The organism is Stutzerimonas stutzeri (assembly GCF_002909485.1).
GTDB classification, from domain to species: domain Bacteria; phylum Pseudomonadota; class Gammaproteobacteria; order Pseudomonadales; family Pseudomonadaceae; genus Stutzerimonas; species Stutzerimonas stutzeri_AH.
The window spans coordinates 1-22348 of the sequence record NZ_PPXG01000007.1; the positions used below are offsets into that span (position 1 = coordinate 1).

The 22348-nt window shown below is 54.1% G+C and carries 18 protein-coding genes; 2 read left to right on the forward strand and 16 right to left on the reverse strand.

Going from position 1 to position 22348, the window contains the following annotated elements; all coding sequences use genetic code 11:
* Window positions 1-246: 246 nt before the first annotated feature.
* From CXK91_RS16450 to ihfB, 14 genes are all read right to left on the reverse strand, one after another.
* On the reverse strand, window positions 247-828 hold the full coding sequence (locus CXK91_RS16450; protein WP_103457189.1) for an acetyltransferase: 582 nt from the start codon (window positions 826-828) through the stop codon (window positions 247-249).
* Window positions 821-1843, reverse strand: coding sequence for an MraY family glycosyltransferase (locus tag CXK91_RS16455; RefSeq protein WP_423834025.1), 1023 nt, complete (start codon window positions 1841-1843; stop codon window positions 821-823). The genes CXK91_RS16450 and CXK91_RS16455 overlap by 8 nt, the downstream gene beginning before the upstream one ends.
* Before the next feature lie 97 nt (window positions 1844-1940).
* Window positions 1941-2912: a UDP-glucose 4-epimerase family protein gene (locus tag CXK91_RS16460; protein WP_423834026.1), complete on the reverse strand. Its 972-nt coding sequence runs from the start codon at window positions 2910-2912 to the stop codon at window positions 1941-1943.
* A complete protein-coding gene (locus CXK91_RS16465) occupies window positions 2909-4093 on the reverse strand; it encodes a glycosyltransferase family 4 protein (RefSeq protein WP_103457190.1) in 1185 nt (394 codons plus the stop codon). Before CXK91_RS16465 ends, CXK91_RS16460 begins: the two co-directional genes overlap by 4 nt.
* The gene (locus CXK91_RS16470; RefSeq protein ID WP_103457191.1) at window positions 4093-5067 is read right to left on the reverse strand and encodes an NAD-dependent epimerase/dehydratase family protein; all 975 of its coding nucleotides are present in this window, start codon (window positions 5065-5067) and stop codon (window positions 4093-4095) included. The genes CXK91_RS16465 and CXK91_RS16470 overlap by 1 nt, the downstream gene beginning before the upstream one ends.
* A gap of 9 nt (window positions 5068-5076) precedes the next feature.
* Window positions 5077-6135 carry an EpsG family protein gene (locus CXK91_RS16475; RefSeq protein WP_181003971.1) on the reverse strand — a complete coding sequence of 353 codons (1059 nt, stop codon included), beginning with the start codon at window positions 6133-6135 and terminating at the stop codon, window positions 5077-5079.
* A 4-nt stretch (window positions 6136-6139) separates the two neighbouring features.
* A complete protein-coding gene (locus tag CXK91_RS16480; RefSeq protein ID WP_103457193.1) occupies window positions 6140-6943 on the reverse strand; it encodes a glycosyltransferase family 2 protein in 804 nt (267 codons plus the stop codon).
* The gene (locus CXK91_RS16485) at window positions 6936-8159 is read right to left on the reverse strand and encodes a polysaccharide pyruvyl transferase family protein (RefSeq protein WP_103457194.1); all 1224 of its coding nucleotides are present in this window, start codon (window positions 8157-8159) and stop codon (window positions 6936-6938) included. The genes CXK91_RS16480 and CXK91_RS16485 overlap by 8 nt, the downstream gene beginning before the upstream one ends.
* Window positions 8159-9550, reverse strand: coding sequence for a Coenzyme F420 hydrogenase/dehydrogenase, beta subunit C-terminal domain (locus CXK91_RS16490; protein ID WP_181003972.1), 1392 nt, complete (start codon window positions 9548-9550; stop codon window positions 8159-8161). Before CXK91_RS16490 ends, CXK91_RS16485 begins: the two co-directional genes overlap by 1 nt.
* Window positions 9540-10841, reverse strand: a complete 1302-nt coding sequence (locus CXK91_RS16495; protein ID WP_103457196.1) for a flippase — start codon at window positions 10839-10841, stop codon at window positions 9540-9542. Before CXK91_RS16495 ends, CXK91_RS16490 begins: the two co-directional genes overlap by 11 nt.
* A gap of 206 nt (window positions 10842-11047) precedes the next feature.
* On the reverse strand, window positions 11048-12592 hold the full coding sequence (locus CXK91_RS16500; RefSeq protein WP_103457197.1) for an MBL fold metallo-hydrolase: 1545 nt from the start codon (window positions 12590-12592) through the stop codon (window positions 11048-11050).
* 130 nt (window positions 12593-12722) lie between these two features.
* Complete coding sequence (locus CXK91_RS16505) at window positions 12723-14003, reverse strand: GNVR domain-containing protein (RefSeq protein ID WP_103457198.1); 1281 nt, start codon at window positions 14001-14003, stop codon at window positions 12723-12725.
* Window positions 14004-14305: 302 nt separating this feature from the next.
* Window positions 14306-15574: a Wzz/FepE/Etk N-terminal domain-containing protein gene (locus CXK91_RS16510; RefSeq protein ID WP_103457199.1), complete on the reverse strand. Its 1269-nt coding sequence runs from the start codon at window positions 15572-15574 to the stop codon at window positions 14306-14308.
* 144 nt (window positions 15575-15718) lie between these two features.
* Window positions 15719-16003 (reverse strand): integration host factor subunit beta, encoded by a 285-nt coding sequence (gene ihfB / locus CXK91_RS16515; protein ID WP_003280517.1) that lies wholly within the window; start codon window positions 16001-16003, stop codon window positions 15719-15721.
* Between the two features lie 586 nt (window positions 16004-16589).
* On the opposite strand from ihfB, the gene CXK91_RS16520 reads away from it, so the two are divergent.
* Window positions 16590-17036, forward strand: coding sequence for an REP-associated tyrosine transposase (locus CXK91_RS16520; protein ID WP_103457200.1), 447 nt, complete (start codon window positions 16590-16592; stop codon window positions 17034-17036).
* A gap of 300 nt (window positions 17037-17336) precedes the next feature.
* On the opposite strand, the gene CXK91_RS16525 is transcribed toward CXK91_RS16520, so the two are convergent.
* Window positions 17337-19007, reverse strand: coding sequence for a DEAD/DEAH box helicase (locus CXK91_RS16525; protein ID WP_103457201.1), 1671 nt, complete (start codon window positions 19005-19007; stop codon window positions 17337-17339).
* A 1095-nt stretch (window positions 19008-20102) separates the two neighbouring features.
* Window positions 20103-20852, reverse strand: coding sequence for a spermidine synthase (locus CXK91_RS16530; RefSeq protein ID WP_103457202.1), 750 nt, complete (start codon window positions 20850-20852; stop codon window positions 20103-20105).
* A 134-nt stretch (window positions 20853-20986) separates the two neighbouring features.
* Between CXK91_RS16530 and CXK91_RS16535 the strand changes: the two genes are divergently transcribed.
* On the forward strand, window positions 20987-22336 hold the full coding sequence (locus CXK91_RS16535; RefSeq protein ID WP_103457203.1) for a class II 3-deoxy-7-phosphoheptulonate synthase: 1350 nt from the start codon (window positions 20987-20989) through the stop codon (window positions 22334-22336).
* Window positions 22337-22348: the final 12 nt, after the last annotated feature.

The window sequence follows — 22348 nt, forward strand, 5'->3', positions numbered from 1 at the left end:
GAGGTGCTCGCGGCGGCTAAAAACACAGAAATAAGCGGGTGATCTGAGCGTTTTTGATCGATTTGCCGCTTTTAAAATCGGCAGGGGCTGAAGTCAGCCAGAAATACACAACTACTTCAGACCATCCTTAGTTTTTCAGCCAACCTCAACACACCAATTCCTCACTCCTGAACGGGCCATCTCGAATATAGAGACGCCCCAACGATTTCGACCCGAATATGGATCCGGCGGTTAACGCAAATACGGCTAAGTGGTCTGCAAAACAGTGCCCGGCGCCAGCACAACATCCTCGGCAACCTTGACGCCATAGCCAGCGCAGCACCCAGCCTGCAGCCAAGCACGCGCGCCAATGTGCACTCCGCCTGCCAACTGAACGCCCACGCCTAGGTGAGCGAAATCACCAAGAGCAGCATCGTGATCTACCGTTGCGCTCGCGTTGACGATAGCCGCTTTGCCAAGGCGCGCATCAGTGCCAACCATCGCACAAGCCATAATGGCAACCCCCGCGCCTAGAAACGCGCTGTCGCTGACATACGCCCGAGGGTGGATGATTGAAACCAATGGAAACCCGGCTGCATCAATAACCTGAACAAAACGGCTACGCAGCCCGTTGTTGCCTATGGCCGCAATGGCCCCCTGAACCGATGCCCGAAGATGAACAATGTCCGCGCCCTTAGCAACGACGGGCCAGCCAACCCACTCTTTCAGCTCCGGCCAGCGATCATCAGCAAAAACGATTCGTTGCCAATTGCCGCTCAGCAATGCGGCCTCTGCAACGGCCTTACCATGGCCGCCAGCGCCGATTATCAACAGCGTCCTCTTATTCATGCCGGTACTCCAATGCACCCGCATTATATTTCCAGGCAAGCAGCACCAACGGTGCATAAGCGATGAGCAGTCCCGATAGACCATCTACGCCACCTATCGCGATCCAGATAGCAACAGGTAGTAACCAAAGCACGTTGATAACGAGAACGGCCAACGTCACCGCCAAATGGCTGCTGAAGTGGCGTGAAGCATATTGGTAAGCATGACTGCGGTGCGCCTCGTAGACCCTGTCGCGGCGTAGCAGACGGCGCAACAAAGTAAACGTTGCGTCCACGATGAATACACCGAGCAGCACCAACCATGCCCAGAAAAGCTCCGGTGCTGCCCTAGCCGCCTGTAAAGAGAGCACTCCGAGCGAAATGCCAAGGAAACCACTACCAGCATCGCCCATGAATATGCGCGCTGGTGGAAAGTTCCAGAACAAAAATCCGGCTACAGCAGCAGCCAACAATAAAGGCACGGTGGTTTCGACGCTCACCCCACTGGTGAGGCCGTACAGCAAAGTACCTCCCAGACAAACACAGATCGCTTCGACACTGGCAATGCCATCGATTCCATCCATGAAGTTGTAGAGGTTAAGGAGCCACACCAGATAAACAGCGGCCAATGCGTGGCCGAACCAACCAAGTTCAATTGTGCTACCAAAAATCGGCAACGCAGGCAGGCCGCCAAGCCAAAACAGCACCCAGATAGCCGCAACGAAGTGCCCCAACAAACGCCAGCGTGCTGCAATATGCCCGTGATCATCCAGAAAACCCAAGATGGCAATCCCGGCGCCTGCCCCGAGCAACGACCACATCAATGGTGACTCGATGAAATCGCCGGTCCCGAGCAGCAGCAGCGCGAGCAAGAACGTCACGACAATCGCCACACCGCCGCCACGGGGAGTGGGTACGGAGTGCGAGCTTCTAGCATTAGGAACATCGATGATGCTGCGAGCAAGAGCATAACGGCGCAGCGCCCACGTTAGGCAAAATGAAACACCGATAAGTAACGGCAGCAACCAAATCAGCAACTTCGATCCCTCAAGTTTTTTTCCGTAGATGCCTCTAGAGACTCAACTAGAAGCGAGCCTATCCGCGTCACGTCAAATGGTATTCGGTAACGAGTATTCAGCCCTTATGCGCCAAGTAGTGATCTGCGGTCATACGCAGCGCTTGGTCTACGCTGACAGGCGGAACCCACCCCAACAGCTCACGGGTCTTGGAAATATCCACTTGCAACGAGCCACAAAGCCTTTGTGCAACGTTTTTCTTTCCGAGCATTGCGGCAGCACTTCCAAGCAATGCCGCTGGCACTGGCAACAGCCGTGCCGGCTTACCCAGAGCTAGGCTCATGCGCCGCAGCAGTTCAGTAGTGGACAAGTCCTCTCCGTCACTGACCAGAAAGGTCTGGTTGGCGGCAGCGGGGTGATCGATACACGTGACAATCAAATCGACAAGGTTGTCCAACGCAACCAGGCTCCGCTTGTTATGTATAGCGCCCAGCGGTAAAGGAACTCCCATGCAAAGCCAATTCATCATGCTCCGAAAGTTAGCTTTGACGCCGGGCCCATAGACCAGCACTGGGCGGATAATGACCACTTCCATTCCAGTCTCTGCCGCCAACGACCGAAGACCTGTCTCAGCTTCCATTTTAGAAATGCCATATGGATCGAGCGGTGCCGGAAAATCACCGATGGAGAATGGAACGTCTCTCTCCGTACTCTCCCCATTGACCTTGATTGAGCTGATGAAAATGAAACGCTTGGCACCTGCCTGAGCCGCCTGACGAGCCAACTGGAGTGTTCCTTCGACGTTCGCTTGGCGAAATTCCTTCAGCGGATCGGTAGCCCGCTCAGCCATGACATGCACCCTAGCCGCAGCGTGGATGACGACCTGAACGCCCTCAAGGGCCTCAGCCCAATTGGTACAAGGAAGGAGTTCTCCGATCGTTACAGAAGGTACCCGTAGGCACCCCATTTTCGAGGGACCACGCAGGGCGACACGAACAGGATAATCAGCCGCTGCTAGGCGACTAAGTACACCACCACCCACGAAGCCAGACGCACCAGTTAGCAAAGTCATTCGACGTGCGGCCGTCATGAAAACTTCTCCTTGTTGATACGCAAGAGCTCGACATACTCCTCAATCAACAATGTACTGATTCTTTCACTGGAAAACTCTCGCTCAACCCGAGATTGCGCACACCTACCCATCATCCGACGTTTATCTGGATCAACAAGCAGACCGTCGATAGCCGCAGCCAAACTCTTCTCATCTTTTACCGGAACCAGTACGCCGGTCTCACCATCGACTACTGCATCAGCAAGCCCATAAATATTGGTACAGACGGCGGGCAGGCCCACAGCTGCCGCCTCAATGACGACGGTGCCAAAGCCCTCGCGATAGCTGGGCAGTACCAGCAAATCTGCCGCAACCATGTACCGTTCGGGCTCAACCGAAAAGCCGGGCATGGAGATACGTTGCCGCGTGTCAGCGCTTAACCCGGACAATAGAACTTCAATATCCACCTCATGGGGGCCGAGTAGTATTAGGTACGTATCGCGCCCCCTACTCACGACCTCCTCAAAAGCAGCCAGCAGTTCTACTATTCCCTTATCTTTAGTCAAACGCCCAACAAACAATAACACTTGGGCGTTTGCCGGAATATTAAGTTCCACCTTCAGCTTGACACTATCAGCGTCACAGAACCGCTCAGAACGAAATCGCTGCAGGTCTATACCCGCTAAAGAACCAGAGCCGAGGACGTGAATCTGAACTGATTTGGCGACCCCGCTATTAACTATAAATTCCTTCTGAGATTTACTATCCGCATAGCATCGAGTATTCAATAATGCAATTAATTTATCACTTCCTTTAGAAAGAAACCGCTTCAGTCCGCGCATTTCAACCCATGCCTGACCGGTAAAGGTATGCAGTCGAACTGGCACACCAGCCACTAGAGCAGCAATTGAGCAAAGCAGGCCAGCCTTTGGCGTTGTAGAGTGAACGATCTGAAAATTTGACCGCCGAAAGAAAAGCCAAAGTCTTATAAGTGCAATTAAGTCTTTTAGTGGCTCAATCTTTCGCGGGATATGGATCGAAGCATAACTAACCCCTGGGCTTTCAAAGCCCAACGCCTTGTCACTTGCAACGACCATAACATCGCCGCCGTTCTGGGCAATGTCTCCTATCTGAGAGCGCAACTGGGTCTGAACGAAGAATGACACCGTAGACACTCTAGCGATACTTACCCCGCTCAATCCTCTATTGGTATTCAGCATTAGCGCCCATCATTATTACTCAGTATAACTTCGGAAATCGTGTCCTTTACAGGACGGTCATGGCTATACCCCAAAACCGTGGCCAACTTATCCACGGGATAAGTCGTGCGCGCCACAAGAGAGTCTATTCTAGTACTTGAAAGGGGGAATCCTGGCACGCGCGAAAAGATTCTGGAAGTCGCCCTAGCCAGTAACTCCGGCACCCGCAGCGCCGGAGCGCGCACTTTGAGAGCTTCCGCCATAGCCTCAACCAGCTCTTCCTGAGTGCAGTCGTTTGAGATATTGAATATCTCGCCCTTGGCATGTTCATTAAAGCCGCACAATAACAGAGCCCTTACCACATCATCCACATGCACGTATGTAGAAATAGCTCCATTAGGGCCTATATAAAAAAATTTATTAGCCTGCAAAACCCTGCCCCATTGACGCAGAGAGTCGTTAGGCATCCCTATCCCATAAACGTTAGAAGGCCGTAGGATAGAACAGCTAAATACCCCAGGCTCAGCGGCTGATAGCAGCAGCTCATCAGCCTGAGTTTTAGTAACCTCATACTCTCCTTTTGGATTAGTTAGAGTCTCTTCCGTAACAACCCTATTAAGATCTGCCCTACCACGTACCGCGCCGTAGGCACCAACACTGCTTAACTGCACCCAGTGAATACTACGCGAAGATGCTACAGCCGCTTTCTTACATGCATCAACCAGCATCCGCGTTGACTCAACATGAAGAGCACGCATGCAGCTATTATCAGAGAGCGCCCCCGCACAATTAAAGAATAACGAACAGTCAGCCAATAACTCATCCGGAACTGAGGTCGCACGAACCAGATCTAAATTTACAACATCAAAACAATCACCAGGAACATCAAGCTCTGTCTTTCGGGAGATAACGCGCACTTCATGACCCAAGCGACATAGCGACGAAACCAATCTCGAGCCGATAAATCCTGTACCCCCAGTCACTACAATACGCATAAATAAATCTCAAATAATTTCGAAAGGAAGAGATATAAATTCGTACGGCAAAAAAGGCGAACTTCCCAAACCAGACTCTAGCAAGAACCCTCGATAAACAGCAAAAACAGAAAGCATTCCAGCCAATAAAATCACAATTTTAATAGGTATATTAAAATTCAATCCTAAACGCGCAAAGCTAACAGCCATAGCCAGAGGACACACTAGGCAAAGAAGATCCAACATCCTTAAACCTGCATATGTATATTGCGTTAAAAGCCAGAACAGAAATAAAAATGAAAGGCCCAACACAGACAACCTAATTCGGTCGCCGCTAGGAAGGTTACTAATTGCAATCCCACACACAAAAACTAAAACCACCACCACCCTACTAACACCCGACAATGTGCCGGGAGCCTGCATCATCTGATAAGAAGAAAACTTATCAGCCACATACGATATATCCAACAAAAAAAACCCAGCGACACCAAAAAACAGGAGAGTCAACAAGCCAAACAATGAAGAAACTCGCAAAAATCCAACCTGAGAGACAATTAAATATGACAATGAAAAAAAAACAGAATAATGAAACATAATAGATGGAATTGCTACACGGATCCCCGCCAGCGAGCCATTAATTCGATACTGCTGGACGGCCAGCATTAGAATCGAGGATGCAAGCCCAAGGCGCAGGCCATTCATACTATATTGAAAAGCGAACGCGGGAATAATATAACCCACCAAGAGAAAGCGTTCGTTTCTATCTGAGCGGATCAGAAAAATTGCCAGCACTACAAAAAAAATAAAACTAAGTAGTCTAACCGCAATTTCAGCAGATGGCGCAATTAGGCTAAGCAGCCAAGCGACTGCCATGAAACCCGGCTCTCTACCATCCCAAATGTAGTTATTGGTCACAGACACTAGCATTTTTTCATAATTCGCCGTATCTGTACCTACAGATCCCCGTAACAATGAAACGATGCCAAAATAGCAAACCAACAAAAAAGCAAAGAAACGGCCCTTGTAGCCGGAGATAGCCTCTACTGCAATAAAGAAATAGCAAAGCAACCAGCCAAATAAATAGATCACCGGCTTATACCCGCACTGAATATACAATAATCCGCCTAGCGAACTTTAATAACGACCATACGCTCAAAACCATCATCAGAGGAAAGCTGATGAGATCAGCTCGTGCCAATCTCCGATATGCATCCAACTCTCCCTTTTCCATGCTCCATAAATTCCCGCTGAGTCCGCTTTTCCCGTAAGCGGCCTTAAACAACCAGGTAAGAGCTAAAGGGCTACGAGAGCACTTATTCCCGCCAAGCAAAATTTCGCACCATAATAAAAAATCTTCACACGCCCGCTTACCCTCAACAAATCGATATGGCAAACTACGCTTCAACATAACAGTCGGCGTTGCAAACTGATTCGCTAACAGCAACTTACGCTTAGATACATTGTTAAATCCAAACACATTATCTTGGATATTAGCATCAAGCAGCGCCCCATTAACTACTTGATAAGCATGCCCCGTAAGCACCACTTCAGGATGATCAACCATCCAACGCCATTGAATTTCAATTTTCTGCGGGTGCCACGCATCATCTGAATCGAGAAATGCTATATATGGCTGCGATGCCAACTCCCACCCAGCGTTACGTGCTGATCCTGGCCCCTTATTCGAAAACTGACGAACTATTTTGATCCAGCCTTCTGCATAACTCTGCTGAATTTCTTTTAACAAAAACTCCGTCCTATCCGCACTGTTATCATCGACCAATATCACCTCAGCCGGTCGTAAAGTCTGGCAGGCTATCGAAGCCACAGCGCGCTCTATGGTTTCACAACACCGGTAGCAGGGGACGATTACACTAACGCTAGCCTCCTCAGGCATAAACTCGCATCCTTTTATTTGTTTCAATCGCTGCCAGCTCAACACGCTCACGCCATAAAGGAAGCTTTATACTTAACGCCTCCTTAATTATCGATTCATTTGCGATAAGATACTCTAAATGCTCCATCAGAGATGCGGCGGTTAGGTCTGGAGTAGATAACACCACGCGCATGTCGCCCAATAAATCTTTGTTAATCCCTTGAGCCTTAACGCTGTAGGCAATAGACAGCGTAGGAACACCACTTGAGAGTGCAGCAATCGTGGCATGGGTACGCGCACCAATAAAATAACGAAGCTGGCTAATAACGTATTTTATTTGAGAAGCATTAAAGCGTTCCGGCATAATGCTTACAGCATTGCCCAACGCCTTTACTTCCTCTAGAATCCCCGTCATATACTTGGCGTCATTATTATTGTCGTTGCCGTCAAGCGGAACCACGTGCGGCACTAGCAATATGCCGTACCCTCTGCTCGCGACGTCACGGATAAAGTTTATGGTCTCCTTTCTGAGATCTTGCGAGCCGCGCTTATAGCGTTCAATCAACGGACTTATATTTAGCCCAATCACGCCTTTACTTTCTGACTGCGGCCAGAATGGCGCTATGTCAACAGGTTCTTTCGTTAACGTAAATGCTGGATCAGCCATTTGAATTACGTTATTCATTCCTAGAATTTTAGTTAAATATTCATAAGAAATACTTTCTCTTACAGCAATTAAAGCCATCCTTGCCAAATGGTTTCGAATAGCGGGCAAAAATTGTGGCTCGCGCTCAAACGGCCCCACTGAAGCACCCCAAAGTATTACGGGCTTCCCTAAATCCATCGCTAGGCGATCAATCCCCATCAGCAAAGACGGCAACCGATAATCCAATGAATAATTATCGCCGCCCACCGACAAGACAGCATCGCAGCTCTGTATTTCATCCCGCACTTTTTTGGGAAACGGGAAAGGCCAACCAGCTTGTTTTAGCACGGGCAGGGGCAAGCGTTGCAGGTGGGTCCACGGTCGAGTGTGAGCCGGGAGATAAGCATCAACAAAGCGAACGCCATGCTGCCCTGCTTCTGGCCACTGTTTTTCATCACGCGCGATATCGTCTGAGGGTACCAATACCTCAACGTCACTAAACTTTTTATTTAGCATCGCAACCGTACTTCTCACGATTGCCTCGCAACCCCGATTGCCAAAAGTACGTTGCCCAGAAAAATAAAATCGCATCACCTATTCCTTCGCGTCAAATATCGATAAAGTTGGTATAAAAATTTGGCCGATCCTCGAAAAAGCCTTCCATTGAGAAAGTAGTAATACAACTCCAAGGGCAACATCAAAAACATAAAATAAAGAAAGCTATTTTTATTTTTGGCTTTAATGAAAGCAAAATGAGAGCGTTCAGCTATAAGCGCACGCAGCATATAGATTCTTCTTCTGGAATTACCCACCATATAACTCGCAGCTTTAATCCTCTTTGGCGGCGTCCAGATCCCGCGACGTGCTGCGTCTTCAAGCCTTACAGCCAACCCCTCACGCCGATGTCGATAGTTTCCCGCTTGGGATTCATATATTTTTTCCACAGACACATCGGTGAGCGATAATAGCTTTTCGCTGCGCCCTTTTCTTAAAATATCATCGATCAACTTGTTGCGCGTTATCACTACATTCGTACCAAGAGGATCCTCTACTACCTCAGGCAACCACGCATCGCCACAAGCTAGATCCGCCGTCTCTCCAGCAATATCATCACACCAGTCGCAAGCCTTCGGCTTGAAGTACCCCAACCCCCAGTCCAGCCCATATAGATCTTGAGTTGGCACGGGTGGCAGCGACTTTATTTCTCCGCAGCTGTCCTTGAAAAACACCTGACTGCTATACCTATTAGCTGGCTGCTTAAGATTCTTTACCCTAAAGTCTACTGACGCTATGGCATTAGCTGGGACACCTTGCTGCATGGCAATCATTTCAGCAAAGCCTTTTGTTTTTAAGTGACCGCAAAAAATTGCAATGCAGTATTTTATGCTTTCATTAACACTTTTATTGTTTCTTGCCAAGAGCCTAATAGACTTAACATAACAAGGAACACCAACAAACGCGTACTTCTTACCATTCCCCAATACTTTATTTAAAGCATTTTCATAATGCACGGGATAATACCGCGACTTGGATTTTCTTGTGATCTCGCCAATTGTCTCGGACACTTGATATTCGAAGATATCATTTTGACCCTCAGCGACATGGATGACACCGTCTATCTCCCCGCGCCTGAATAGCTCAACTAACACCCAAGAGACTATACCGCCAGAGCTGGCGCTTTCTCTGTACGTTGACTCCGTAACGAACCCTACATAGTTACCCAGATAGAATCCGACCCTTTCATCAAAACAACCATTATCGGCATATAATGACTTAGATATTTCATTTTCTGAAACATCGGAGCCAAATGGACAAACGCTGTCAAGCTGTGAATTGTTAGTCAACTCTGCTTGTGGCATACCGATAGGACTTTGCATTAGGCTAATTGTGTTGTCCTGAACCGCACAACCACCACAACCTATACAGTAGCCACCCGTCACGACCTCTCGAATATTGGATGCGGATACTAGACTATCTGGCATTGAAGCTACCCTTAAAAAAAACATGATACTTTGCAGAATATACGTACAATATCAGCAGAGCGGCATCGCTGACGACGGTGGCAATGGCAGCCCCAATGACCCCATATTCTGGAATTAAAAAAGCATTAAGAGAAATATTTAATATAGCAGTGAAGGCCATATACCAGACTTTTTTCTTCATATGTTGTTGTGTTGCCAGGGTGGAACCTACACTGGTTGCCAAAAAGCGAATTGGTGCAGCAAGCGCGAGTATATTTAAAGGAATTATAGCGTCCATATAGCTGCTACTAAAAAACAGCGGTATTCCCCAAGGAGCGAAAACCCATATCACCAACATAGCTAGTATGCCTAGCAATAGCATGATTAAGTTACCAGTACGGTAAATTTGATAGAACTGTTGTCGATCATGGTTCGCCCATCGATGTATCTTTGGCAAAAGAAATTTTTGGTATATTACGCTGGGCAACAAATAGACAGCTGCCATAATTACGAATGCGACGTTGTATTGCCCTGCTGCCTCGTCCCCCGAAATGTACTTCAGAAGAATCACATCACTCTGAAAGTAGATTAGGTAAAATACGCCGGCCAAGCCAAATGGCCAGGATTGAGCGGCTACTGCCATGATGCTGGGAGAGGCGTTTTTTATGTTGGAACCAGCTAGCGCCTCACCATGTCCTTTCAGATCCAAATTGCCACAATACAACTGCCATAAAAATCTCATGCCATAGATAAAAACGCCGAAGGACATTATGGAATATGCGCATGCAACCCCCCAGGGCGTAACTGACTGGACTGTTATAAAGACCAGTATTAACACCACCAGCAATCGCAAAAAATGGGGGAAAAACTGCCAGATAGCCAACTCCACATAGCGTTCTTCTAGCTGTAACTTAGCGCTGACCATATCTACCGTAACTAATCCTAATAGATAACTTGATAGGACCAATAGCAGACTTCGAGTAGACGCATCGTGTGGCCCTACTCCCCCCCATATCCATAACGCTACAAGCACCAAAGATGTTGTTGCCAACGCGTACTTGAGTGAGGCACGTAGCCAGCGCCGGGCCTGCCATCCTTCCTGCCCGAACGACTTCAGCCAGAATCCGCCCACTCCAAAACTGGCCAGCGGCGCCACTAGCGTAACCATGCCAAGCGCAGCAGCAAGTGTTCCAAAATCCGCTGGATTGAGCTCGCGTGCCAAAATTACCTGGGTAACGAACGCGCAGCCAGCTCCCAGAATAGATCCGAGCCAAAGGTAAGAAATTATTTTTATTGATGCTAAGCGAATCAAGCTTTTTCCTCACTCAGTAATTCACAGCCCTTCATGTAGTTTTGCCTTAGCGCATTCACTAGCTGGTAAACTGGCGTAGATTTTAGGGTATGTAACTCTAATGATTAGGTAAAACTGCTCGTGTACTCTTTGCTATTTCTCACACACCACAAACGGGAAAATTTTATCAATCGGTTTCGTACTACGGCCGAAAAAATATTCTACCTTTATGCACGCAGGACGACGTCTTTACAATTCAGAGAAAACACGGCAGCTAGTTCTCGTTTGGCTGTTGGTTCTCCATGCACCAATTTTATTTCTGCTGGCCACTCCCGCATGCCCGTCACAAAATCCACCAATCCCTTTTGATCTGCATGAGCCGAGTAGCCACCAATGCTGGTCACCTTCGCGCGAATATCGAAACGCTCACCATCCAGTTCAACATAGCCACCCTTGGGCCCGAATTGCTGGATGGCATGGCCGGGTGTGCCCTTGGCTTGGTAGCCAACGAACAGAACGTCATGCCTTGGATCATGCAGCATAGCTTTCAGGTAGTTGACGATGCGCCCACCGGAGCACATGCCATTGCCGGCAATGACGATCGCGGGGCGTGCGGTTTGGGCAAGGCGGTTCAACACGGCGATATGGTCGGCGTGGTTATCGATCATGATCAGGTTGTCGAACGCCAGTGGGTTGCGGCCGGCTTCGACGCGCTCGCGCGCCTCCTGATTCCAGTAGGGCTGCAGGCTTCGGTAGGCCTCGGTGAAGCGTGTGGCTAAGGGGGAATCGAGGATGATTGGGAGTTGCGGCCAGTTTGTTCCAAAGCGAGCCTCGGCGTTGTCGTTATTTCCCCTCACCCTAGCCCTCTCCCCGAAGGGGAGAGGGGACTTTGAGTCGTGCGCGGCGCTAACGCTATTTGCAAAATCGCTACCACCCTCATCAGCGTTGAGAGGGCGCTTATCTGTATGGGCCTGCAGTTTGCTGTGAATGATTTCTTCCAGCTCGTATAGCAGTTCCTGGGTGCGGCCGATACTGAAGGCGGGGATCAGGACGGTGCCTTGATCCTGCAGGGCGTGCTCGATGACGGCATCCAGACGCTGACGGCGGCTGGCGCGGTCTTCATGCAGACGATCACCGTAGGTGCTTTCCAGTACGAGGATATCGGCGCGCTCGGGTGGTTCAGGCGGCATGAGCAACGGCGCATGGGGCGCGCCAAGATCACCAGAAAAGACGATGCGTTTGGTGTCACCCGTGCCGGGGTAGAGCACGTCGATTTCCACGTACGCCGAGCCGAGAATGTGGCCGGCACGCTGCAGGCGAATACGCACGCAAAGCTCATCGGTTTCGATGAGAGTGAACCATTGTTTGTAGGGCAGTGGCTGAAGGCGCTGCTCGACCAGCTTGATATAGCGTTCTACGTCTTTCTGGTCACGGCTGAAACCCAGTTTGAAGGCATCTTCCAGAACGATGGGTAGCAGTTTGGCCGAGGGCTCGCTGCACAGAATCGGCCCCTTGAAGCCGGCGGCCAGCAGGTAAGGAATTCGCCCTACGTGGTCGATATGCACGTGAGTAACGATTAGCGCCTTGATGGTGGCCAGCGAAAACTCGATGGCTAACCGCCCTGCCCCGGAACGTCCATCCACCGAGGCTTCGCTGCCCTGAAACAGGCCGCAATCAATCAGCAAGCTATTGGCCGCATCCATGCGCAGCTGATGACAGGAGCCGGTGACGCCATCCTGAGCGCCGTGGTGTTCGATATCGGGATAGCGCACGGTTATTCCTTTAACGATGTCAGCCAACGCACTCGCAACAGGCTAGGCACGAGTCCACTTAAAAATCAGCGGCAATACTACCGCCTTTCCACGCCGCTAAGTCCTCAGCGGCGTTCGGACGGATAGATGGTCATGCCGCAGTGGCAGGTCTGCGCAGATTTCGCACCAACGCGATGAACAAGCCAAGCATGCCGCCCAATACCAAGGCGAGCGCAACGATCAGCGCCTTCTTGGGCTTGATCGGACGGCGAGGCTCTACTGCGCGCTGATCGATGGAAACCAGCTTCAGCGCGCTGGCATCAAGCGCCAAGGCGCGCAAGCGCGCGGCCTCCTCACGCCAACCGGCAAGGTCTTTAAGGAACAGATCATCGTTCTCCCGGCTGATTAGGACCTCGATCTGGCGGTTGTGTTCCAGCAACTTGAGCTCACGGGCGATTTGCGCAACACGCGGCTCGGTAAAGTCATCGGAACGGCGAGCCAGTAAGGCCTTGCGCTCCGCTTGCAATGCCTCGCTGCCCATGAAGTAAAGGGGGATCTGCTGATTATTGACCTCGGTGCGGATCACACTACCCTGACCGGTGATTTCGGCAGCCCCAAGCGAGGATGGCGTTGTGGGCTTGCTGATACCCAGTGATGTGGCAATGCGAATTGCTTCGTTGAGCTGGTTGATGCGGTTGTCGCGACGGGTCTTGAGCTGCTGTCGCAGAGCCGCCAGCTCGTCGTTAAGCTGCGCTCGTTTGAGCGTGTCTTCTTCCGTGAGCTTGGCGATTTTGACTTCTTTGGTTGCCTCGTAATTAGCGCGGGCGGCAGCCATTTTCTTTTCCAGCTGGCTGAGTCGGTTGGCGATGAGCGTTTCGAGGTCCGCGCCAATTTCCTTCCGGACATTATCCAGCGAGTACTGCACGAAGCCGTTGACGATCTCTACACCGTTGAGCTTCTGGGGATAGGTTAGTTGTAGGCCAATGAAAGGCGTGGTGCCCTCTGCTTTCTTGGGGTCAGGCTGCAGCACTTTGAACGCTTGATCATTGAAGTCTTCGAAAGTCTGTTCAAGGCTGCGCCCGGGCTGCTCAAGATCGGCAAACAACTGCTGATTGTCGCGAAAGTAGGCAAGCCGGTTTTCATAGGAGTCGAGCGCAGCTCCAACTTGGGCTAGGGCTTGCTTGGGCGACAGCTTATAGATGCCGAGATGGTTCAGCTCATCGAGGTCCTTGATTGCGGCGGGCCGCAGGACGCTTTGAACTGTGTAATAGCGAGGTGCGAGCAGTGCGTATACGAGCCCGGTAAGGCCCACAATCAGCGTGACTGCAACGATGAGCGACTTTTGCTTCCATAGCGCACGCCCGAGCTGAACGAGATCAATCTCGTCATGCGGCTTTGGATTGAGGATTTGGGGGGGAGTGACAGCGTTCACGTTAGAGTTCCATCTCACTGGTTGCGGCGCGAATGGCCTGTACCGCAAGTGAAAATGAAAGTTCCGTTTTCTTGCGGACGGCCATTTTGCCAGCCAGTTCACAAAAAACAAGTGATTGCATCAGGTTTTCTGCGGCCGTGAGCGCCAGTCTAGAGCCTTCGCCCACCGCAACTTGGTCAGTTCGCGGGCGCGATAGGACTCCAGCTAAAATCAGGCGATAATCTGCCCAAACGCCGGCGAACCAGTCGAATAGATAGAAAAGAGGAATTCTGCGGCGCCTGCACTCAGCGCCGCAGACAGAGCTAAACTTGCTGCTCGGCCCCGCGACTTGCAAGGCTGCGCACGAGGGCAACAAAGATGCCGAGCATGCCACCGAGCACCAGCCCCAACGCAAGGATCATCGCCTTTTTAGGTTTTATCGGCTTGGACGAATCCAGGGCGGGTTGATCGAGTCGAACGAGTCGCAGCCGTTCAGTATCGAGCTTGATACCCTTAAGGCGAGCTGCCTCCTCGCGCAGCTGCGCCAGGTTGGTCAGGTAAAGATCTTCACCTTCGCGCCCTTTCAGTATTTCAACCTCACGATTATTTTTTAGCATCGCCAGCTCCGACTGAATCTCGGCAATACGGGGCTCGACGAAGTCATCCGACTTTCTGGCGGCAAGCGCGTCGCGTTCGGCGGTAAGCGCTTCGGTGCCCATGAAATACAGGGGAGTCTCCCGATTGGTCACCTCAGTGCGGATGACTTGCGTGCCTCCACGCGCCGACTCGGACATCCCTGATGGGCTGGTAGGTTTGCTGATGCCCAACGATTCAGCTATCGAGATCGCCTCGCTCAGCTGCTGAATCCGGTTGGTCCGCCGCGTCTTGAGTTCCTCGCGCAGACTGGAGAGCTCATCCTGTAGCTGGGCACGCTTAAGCGCGGCATCCTCAAGCAACTTCGCGATCTTTGCCTCTTTGGAAGCGTTGTAGTTTGCGCGCTGCGCATCGATATTCTTTTCCAGACTGGCCAGCCGGTTGTTGATCAGGCTTTCCACATCGTCCGAAATTGCCCGGCGCTCCAAATCCAGTACGTAGGCGACGAAGCCATTCACTACCGAAGCGCCGGCCACACCCTGCGGGTATATAAGTTTCAAGCCAACGAAAGCGCTGCGGTTATCCGTACGTTTTGGGTCCGGAAACAACATTTCGAAAGCTTCGTCATTAAACTCGGCGAAGGCCTGCTCCAACGAGCCGCCGTCCTTGGTGATGTTCGGAAACAGCTCCTGGTTGTTCATGAAGAATTCCAGGCGATTATCGTAGGACGACAGGCCGCCGGCGACGCGACTGATGGCTTCTTCCGGGGTGAGCTTGTAGATGCCCGTCTCATTGAGCTGATCAAGATTGCTCTGTGGCACGGGCCGAAGATAAGTGCGGGTTTGGAAGTACGGCGTAGCCGTGAAGGCGTAGATGGCCGCTAGTGCGGTGACCAACAATGCGATACCGGCGATCAAGACTTTCTGCCGCCAAAGCGCGCGGAATAACTCGACCAAATCGATCTCGTCATTAGGCGAAGTAGATTGCTGCACAGTCATGCGAAGTCCTTGTATGTATGCCCTTCACTGCAGGGCAAGCTAACCGGATTTTGTGCGCATGAGAGGCCGAAAGTTCAGTGGGGCTGATGCTTTGTGACAACTTTTTATATGCCAATAACGCAGGTATCGCGCCCAGCGGCCTAGTTACTCGTCCTCATTGACCCTGTCACGCAACTCCTTCCCCGGCTTGAAATGCGGAACGAATTTGCCATCAAGGCTGACGGATTGCCCGGTCTTCGGATTGCGGCCGACGCGGGGCGCGCGGTAGTGCAGAGAAAAGCTTCCGAAGCCACGGATCTCAATTCTGTCGCCGGTGGCCAAAGCCTGAGCCATTTGCTCAAGCATGGTCTTGATGGCCAGCTCGACATCCTTCGACGAAAGCAGCCCCTGCTGGGTGACGATTCGCTCGATCAACTCCGACTTGGTCATGGTTTTCCCTTCGTTTTCAAGCGGCTAGATCATTCGGGTTCGCTCGTTTGTAGCATGTTGTTCAGAGTTTGAACAGCCCGAGCGGGATTGACGAGCGGGTCCTACTTTGCATGGCGAGGGAATTGAAAGGTCTGAGCAGGTCGTTGACCTGTATTCGCCGCGGGGGCGCGCCTCCTACGGGTTTGGTATGCACGCTCTGCCATGTGGGAGGCCCGACCTCGGGGCGAAGCTTTTGCTTTGGTCAGGCTTGCAGCCTCCATTCGCCGCGGGGGCGCGCCTCCTACGGGGTTGGTGCGCACGCTCTGCTGTCGTGGGAGGCCCGACCTCGGGGCGAAGCTTCTGCTTTGGCCAGGCTTGCAGCCAGCCTTTCGCCGCGGGGGCGCGCCTCCTACGGGTTGGTGTGCACGCTTTGCCATTGTGGGAGGCCCGACCTCGGGGCGAAGCTATTGATTTGGTAGGTTTGCAGCCTGCCTTTCGCCGCGGGGGCGCGCCTCCTACGGGTTTGGTACGCACACTCTGCTGTCGTGGGAGGCCCGACCTCGGGGCGAGATCGACCTTAGATAAAGCCATTTTGAAAGGAGATGAAATGAGCAAGGAAGCTTATGCAGCATCCAGTCGATTACGGCGAGGTCGCAGTTCAGTCGTCAATCAGGTTTATCTGGTAACTGCGGTAACCCTGGGCAGGGCCAGGGTTTTCGATGATCTCTCGGCTGCTCGTACGTTGATACTTACCATGCGTGAGGATGCCCGGCGGGGGTCGCATGAGACGCTGGCGTTTGTGGTAATGCCCGACCATCTGCACTGGCTACTGCAACTTCATGAAGGATCGTTATCCGAACTGGTTGGCAGGGTAAAGTCGATATCAGCCCGGCGGTTGGGCACGCGCGTCTGGCAGGATGGTTTTCATGACAGGGCGCTACGCGTCGAGGAGGATTTAGTGACTGTTGCGCGGTACGTCGTCGCCAATCCCTTGCGCGCGAGGTTGGTAGAACGCGTTGGTGATTACCCTCACTGGGATGCGGTTTGGCTTTAAATCCCGACGCCAATTGCTTGCTGGCAGCTCTGCGATCTGCTTTCGCCGCGAGGGCGCGCCTCCTACGGGCTTGGCGCGCACTCTGCTGTTGTGGGCGGCCCGACCTCGGGGCGAAGTTTCTGTCTTTCGCAGTTTGCAGCCTGCTTTCGCCGCGAGGGCGTGCCTCCTATGGGCTTGGCGCGCACCCTCTGCTGTTGTGGGAGGCCCGACCTCGGGGCGAAGCTTGATAAGCACTGAGCATTTTTTGGATATAAAAAAGGCGGGCTATTAAGCCCGCCTCCTCATCTACCTAGGATGCACTCAATCTTCGCGATAACGACGCAGTTTGAGCTGCTTGCCGCCGACGCGGGTGTCCTTGAGTTTGCCAAGCAGGCGCTCAAGGCCGTCTTCCGGTAGCTCGACCAGGCTGAAGCTGTCGCGCACCTGGATACGGCCGATGGCTTCACGGGCCAGGCCGCCTTCGTTCAGGATGGCGCCGAGCAAATTGCGGGCGGCGATGCCATCACGGGCACCTAGCGGAGTACGGCAGCGGGCGCGGCCTTCGGCCAGCGGGACGGGAGCGCGACGCTCGCGGTCACCAGTACGCTCAGGACGATCCGAACGCTCGGTGCGCTCACGCGGGCTGCTGGTTGGAACCAGAGGCTGCTCTCTTTCCACCTCGGCCAAGGTCAGGGCCTGACCATTGGTGGCTTTGCGCAACAGCGCAGCGGCCAGCGCGCGCGGGCTGCAACCGATGTCGGCAACCAGCTTGTCGAGCAACTCACCGTGGGTGGCTTCAGCATCGGCTACCAGCGGCGCGAGACTGTTGGTGAGTTTCTTGATGCGCGCATCCAGCACCTGCTGAGCATTGGGCAGGCGAGCCTCGGCTACCTTCTGATTGGTCACGCGCTCGATGACCTGCAGCATGCGGCGCTCACGCGGGGTAACCAGCAGCAGAGCACGACCTTCGCGACCAGCACGGCCGGTACGGCCGATACGGTGCACATAGGACTCCGGATCGTAGGGCATGTCCACGTTGAATACGTGGGTGATGCGTGCCACGTCGAGGCCACGAGCCGCCACGTCGGTGGCTACAACGATATCCAGGCGCCCGTCCTTGAGCGATTCGATGACGCGCTCACGCTGGTTCTGGGCGATATCGCCATTCAGTGCAGCGGCCTTGTAGCCCTTGGCTTCCAGCGCGGCGGCCAGATCCAGGGTGGCTTGCTTGGTGCGCACGAATGCGATCAGCGCGTCGAATTCTTCGACTTCCAGCAAACGCAGTACAGCCTGGATCTTCTGATCGGCATGGACCATCAGGTGCGCCTGCTCGATACGAGCGACGGTCTGAGTCTTGGTGGCGATCTTGATGTGCTGCGGCTCACGCAGATGCTTTTCAGCAATCGCGCGAATGGAATGCGGCAGCGTGGCGGAGAACAGAACAGTCTGACGGCTTTCCGGCATGGCTTCGAAGATCACTTCGAGGTCATCCATGAAGCCCAGTTTGAGCATCTCGTCCGCTTCGTCGAGTACCAGGAAGCGAATGGTCGACAGCAGGCCACTGTTGCGGCTCAGGTGATCGACCAGACGGCCCGGAGTCGCAACGATGACCTGTGCGCCCTGGCGGATGGCCTTGAGCTGCGGGCCCATCGGTGCGCCACCATAGACCGCGACGACGGTCAGGCCAGGCATCTGCTTGGAATAAGTCTCGAATGCGGTTGCGACCTGCAACGCCAACTCGCGAGTCGGCGCAAGGATCAGTGCCTGCACTTCCTTACGAGCGGGATCGATTTTCGACAGGATTGGCAGTGCGAAGGCAGCGGTCTTGCCCGTGCCGGTCTGTGCCTGGCCGATCATGTCGTGGCCGCCAAGGATCACCGGGATCGCTTGGGACTGGATGGGAGATGGCTCTTCGTAGCCAACTGCACTGATGGCAGCCAGAACAGCGGAGTGAATACCGAGTGCGGCAAAGCCGCCGATTTCTTGGGTCATGGGTCTTGTCTCTGATGCTCCGCAAGACCCATTGTTCCGAAGCTGCGCATGCCGTGTAAAACCCGAGGGTCACCCTGGCAGCCTGGTCGGCGGGGTTGCGAAAACGAATGAATGATGAATCGTCAAGGATAGCCCGCTCGAAGCGGACAGCAGCCGAAGCAGCGCTTCGTGTGTTGCAGTACCTGAACGCAGGCTGGTTTGCAGCCGGCGCGTACTATACCGGATTAACGTGACGCTGTGCGTGTATTTTACAGGGGCGATTAGTGATCACCCCTGGCCCACTCTTGCAGGCTTGCAGCCTGCCTTTCGCCGCGGGGGCGCGCCTCCTACGGTTTGGCGTGCACTCTGGTGCTGTTGTGGGAGGCCCGGTGTCGGGGCGAAGCTTTTGCTTTGGTAGGCCTGCAGCCCGCCATCGCCGCGGGAGCGCGCCTCCCATGGTTTTGTGGGCACTCTGGCGCTGTTGTGGGAGGCCCGACCTCGGGGCGAGGCTCTTGCTATGGCAGGCTTGCAGCCTCCATTCGCCGCGGGGGCGCGCCTCCTACGGTTTGGCGTGCACTCTGGTGCTGTTGTGGGAGGCCCGGTGTCGGGGCGAAGCTTTTGCTTTGGTAGGCCTGCAGCCCGCCATCGCCGCGGGGGCGCGCCCCCCATGGTTTGGTGTGCACTCTGGTGCCGTTGTGGGAGGCCCGACCTCGGGGCGAAGCTCCTGCTTTGGCAGGCTTGCAGCCTCCATTCGCCGCGGGGGGCGCCTCCTGCGGTTTGGTGTGCACTCTGGCGTTGTTGTGGGAGGCCCGACCTCGGGGCGAAGCTTTTGCTTTGGCAGGCTTGCAGCCTGCCATCGCCGCGGGGGCGCGCCTCCTACGAGGTTGGTAAGCGCTCTCTGCTGTTGTGGGAGGCCCGACCTCGGGGCGAAGCTGTTGCTTTGATAGGCTTGCGGCCTGTCTTCATAACGGGGCGCGGCTCCTAAAGCTTTGGCGGCCCGCTGATGATGTCGAACATACTCGACCGCCTGGTGCAAACCTCGGCAACACGGGCGCTACGGCGATAGAAAGCGCATCGACACGTCATAGCAGCCGACGCGCCAGCTTGGCGCAGCGATCAGCTCGCAGGCCGTAGCGCCCCAATCAGTGATTCGAGCGAATAGCCAAGACGTGGCGCAAGCGCTTCGGCGCGCTGACGCAGCCCGACCATATCCAGTTGCTGATCGAGATCCGCCGGCACCAATAGCACCACGTTGCCCTCCTTCACCGAGCACTCCCAGTAGTGCCGGTGATAGAGGCCGCGCAGCAATGCCGCACCAAGGGGGCGGTCATCGTCGGTGCCCCACTGATTGATGATCAGCCAGCCGTCAGGGTTGAGCTTCTCCTGGCAGCGCTTGAGGAACGACCAGGCCAGATGCGCGGCATCCGGGCCCGCGTCGTTGTACAGGTCGACGAAAATCAGGTCGGAACTCTCGGCGGTATCCAGCAACTCGGTTGCATCGCCGATACGAATGTACAGGCGCGAGTCGTTCTGCAGGCCCAGATAGCGCATCGCAAGCTCTGGCACCGCCGGACGCAGCTCGATGACCTCGACGTCCTCCAGCGGCAGGAACTGCAGGCAAGCCTGAGTCAGATTGCCTCCGCCCAGCCCGAGAAATAGCGCCGTCTCCGGCTCCGCATGACAAAGCCCGCCCAGCAGCATGGCGCGGGTGTAGTCATACTCCAGCCAGGCGGGATCGGCTGTGAAGACGCAGCTCTGCTCGATCGCAGCACCAAACTCCAGGAAGCGATACTCCCCCACTTCCAGCACGCGAATGAGCCCGAACGCGTCATGCACCTCGGCGAGCAAACGCTCCTCTTTGTCCATCAATGTGCTCCACAGCTATCCGATCACCGGTGTTTCGGCGAAGCGCATCTTACGCAGGCCTATAGGCCATCGCTATCTCCGGGGGCCAAGCGCTTCAGGTAAAATCGCCGCACTTTTTAGGAATTGGAACGATCATGAACGACGCGTGGAGCCCCGAAAGCTGGAGAAGCAAGCCGATCCAGCAACAGCCCGTATACCCGGATGCCGACCATCTCAAGCGCGTCGAACATACTTTGGCCGGATTGCCACCCTTGGTATTCGCCGGCGAAGCGCGCGAGCTGAAGCGGCAGTTTGCCGAGGTGACCCAGGGCCGTGCGTTTCTGCTCCAGGGCGGCGATTGTGCCGAGAGCTTCGCCGAATTCTCCGCCACCAAGATTCGCGACACCTTCAAGGTGCTGTTGCAGATGGCCATCGTCATGACCTTTGCCGCCGGCTGCCCGGTAGTGAAGGTGGGACGCATGGCCGGTCAGTTTGCCAAGCCGCGTTCGGCCGGCGACGAGACCATCGATGGCGTGACCTTGCCGGCGTACCGTGGCGACATCGTCAATGGCATCGACTTCAATGAAAAAAGCCGCGTGCCGGACCCGGAGCGCCTGCTGCAGGCCTACCACCAGTCGACCTCCAGCCTGAACCTGCTGCGCGCCTTCGCCCAAGGCGGTTTTGCCGACCTGCACCAGGTGCATCAGTGGAACCTGGACTTCATCGCCAACTCGTTACTGGCCGAGAAGTACCACCAGCTCGGCGCACGCATCGACGAAACACTGAAATTCATGCGGGCATGCGGCCTTGATGGCGCACCGCAGTTGCGCGAAACCAGCTTCTTCACTGCCCATGAGGCGCTGCTGCTCAACTACGAGCAGGCATTCGTCCGCCAGGACAGCCTCAGCGGCGGTTGGTACGACTGCTCCGCACACATGCTGTGGATCGGTGACCGCACGCGTCAGCTGGACGGCGCGCATGTCGAGTTCCTACGCGGCGTGGGCAACCCCATCGGCGTGAAGGTCGGGCCGAGCATGGACAGCGATGAGCTGATCCGCCTGATCGACATCCTCAACCCACAGAACGATCCGGGCCGCCTGAATCTGATCGTACGCATGGGTGCCGACAAGGTCGAAGCTGGCCTGCCGCGACTGGTGCGTGCAGTGCAGAACGAAGGTCGCCATGTGCTGTGGAGTTCCGACCCAATGCACGGCAATACAATGAAGGCCTCCAGCGGCTACAAGACTCGGGACTTCGAGAAGGTGCTTGCCGAAGTCCGCCAGTTCTTCGATGTACACCGTGCCGAGGGCAGCTATCCCGGCGGCATACACATTGAGATGACCGGTCAGAACGTGACCGAGTGCATCGGTGGTTCGCGGCCGATCACCGAGGCCGGCCTCAGTGATCGCTACCACACCCATTGCGACCCGCGACTCAACGCCGATCAGTCGCTGGAAATGGCCTTCATGATCGCCGAGACACTGAAGCAGCTGCGCCCCAACTGACGGTTTTGGCAA

Bases quoted from the DNA above. Each gene is read 5' to 3' on its own strand.
- CXK91_RS16450 (WP_103457189.1), bottom strand. From the start codon at position 828: ATGAATAAGAGGACGCTGTTGATAATCGGCGCTGGCGGCCATGGTAAG.
- CXK91_RS16460 (WP_423834026.1), bottom strand. From the start codon at position 2,912: ATGACGGCCGCACGTCGAATGACTTTGCTAACTGGTGCGTCTGGCTTC.
- CXK91_RS16465 (WP_103457190.1), bottom strand. From the start codon at position 4,093: ATGCTGAATACCAATAGAGGATTGAGCGGGGTAAGTATCGCTAGAGTG.
- CXK91_RS16470 (WP_103457191.1), bottom strand. From the start codon at position 5,067: ATGCGTATTGTAGTGACTGGGGGTACAGGATTTATCGGCTCGAGATTG.
- CXK91_RS16480 (WP_103457193.1), bottom strand. From the start codon at position 6,943: ATGCCTGAGGAGGCTAGCGTTAGTGTAATCGTCCCCTGCTACCGGTGT.
- CXK91_RS16485 (WP_103457194.1), bottom strand. From the start codon at position 8,159: ATGCGATTTTATTTTTCTGGGCAACGTACTTTTGGCAATCGGGGTTGC.
- CXK91_RS16490 (WP_181003972.1), bottom strand. From the start codon at position 9,550: ATGCCAGATAGTCTAGTATCCGCATCCAATATTCGAGAGGTCGTGACG.
- CXK91_RS16510 (WP_103457199.1), bottom strand. From the start codon at position 15,574: ATGACTGTGCAGCAATCTACTTCGCCTAATGACGAGATCGATTTGGTC.
- ihfB (WP_003280517.1), bottom strand. From the start codon at position 16,003: ATGACCAAGTCGGAGTTGATCGAGCGAATCGTCACCCAGCAGGGGCTG.
- CXK91_RS16520 (WP_103457200.1), top strand. From the start codon at position 16,590: ATGAGCAAGGAAGCTTATGCAGCATCCAGTCGATTACGGCGAGGTCGC.
- CXK91_RS16525 (WP_103457201.1), bottom strand. From the start codon at position 19,007: ATGACCCAAGAAATCGGCGGCTTTGCCGCACTCGGTATTCACTCCGCT.
- CXK91_RS16530 (WP_103457202.1), bottom strand. From the start codon at position 20,852: ATGGACAAAGAGGAGCGTTTGCTCGCCGAGGTGCATGACGCGTTCGGG.
- CXK91_RS16535 (WP_103457203.1), top strand. From the start codon at position 20,987: ATGAACGACGCGTGGAGCCCCGAAAGCTGGAGAAGCAAGCCGATCCAG.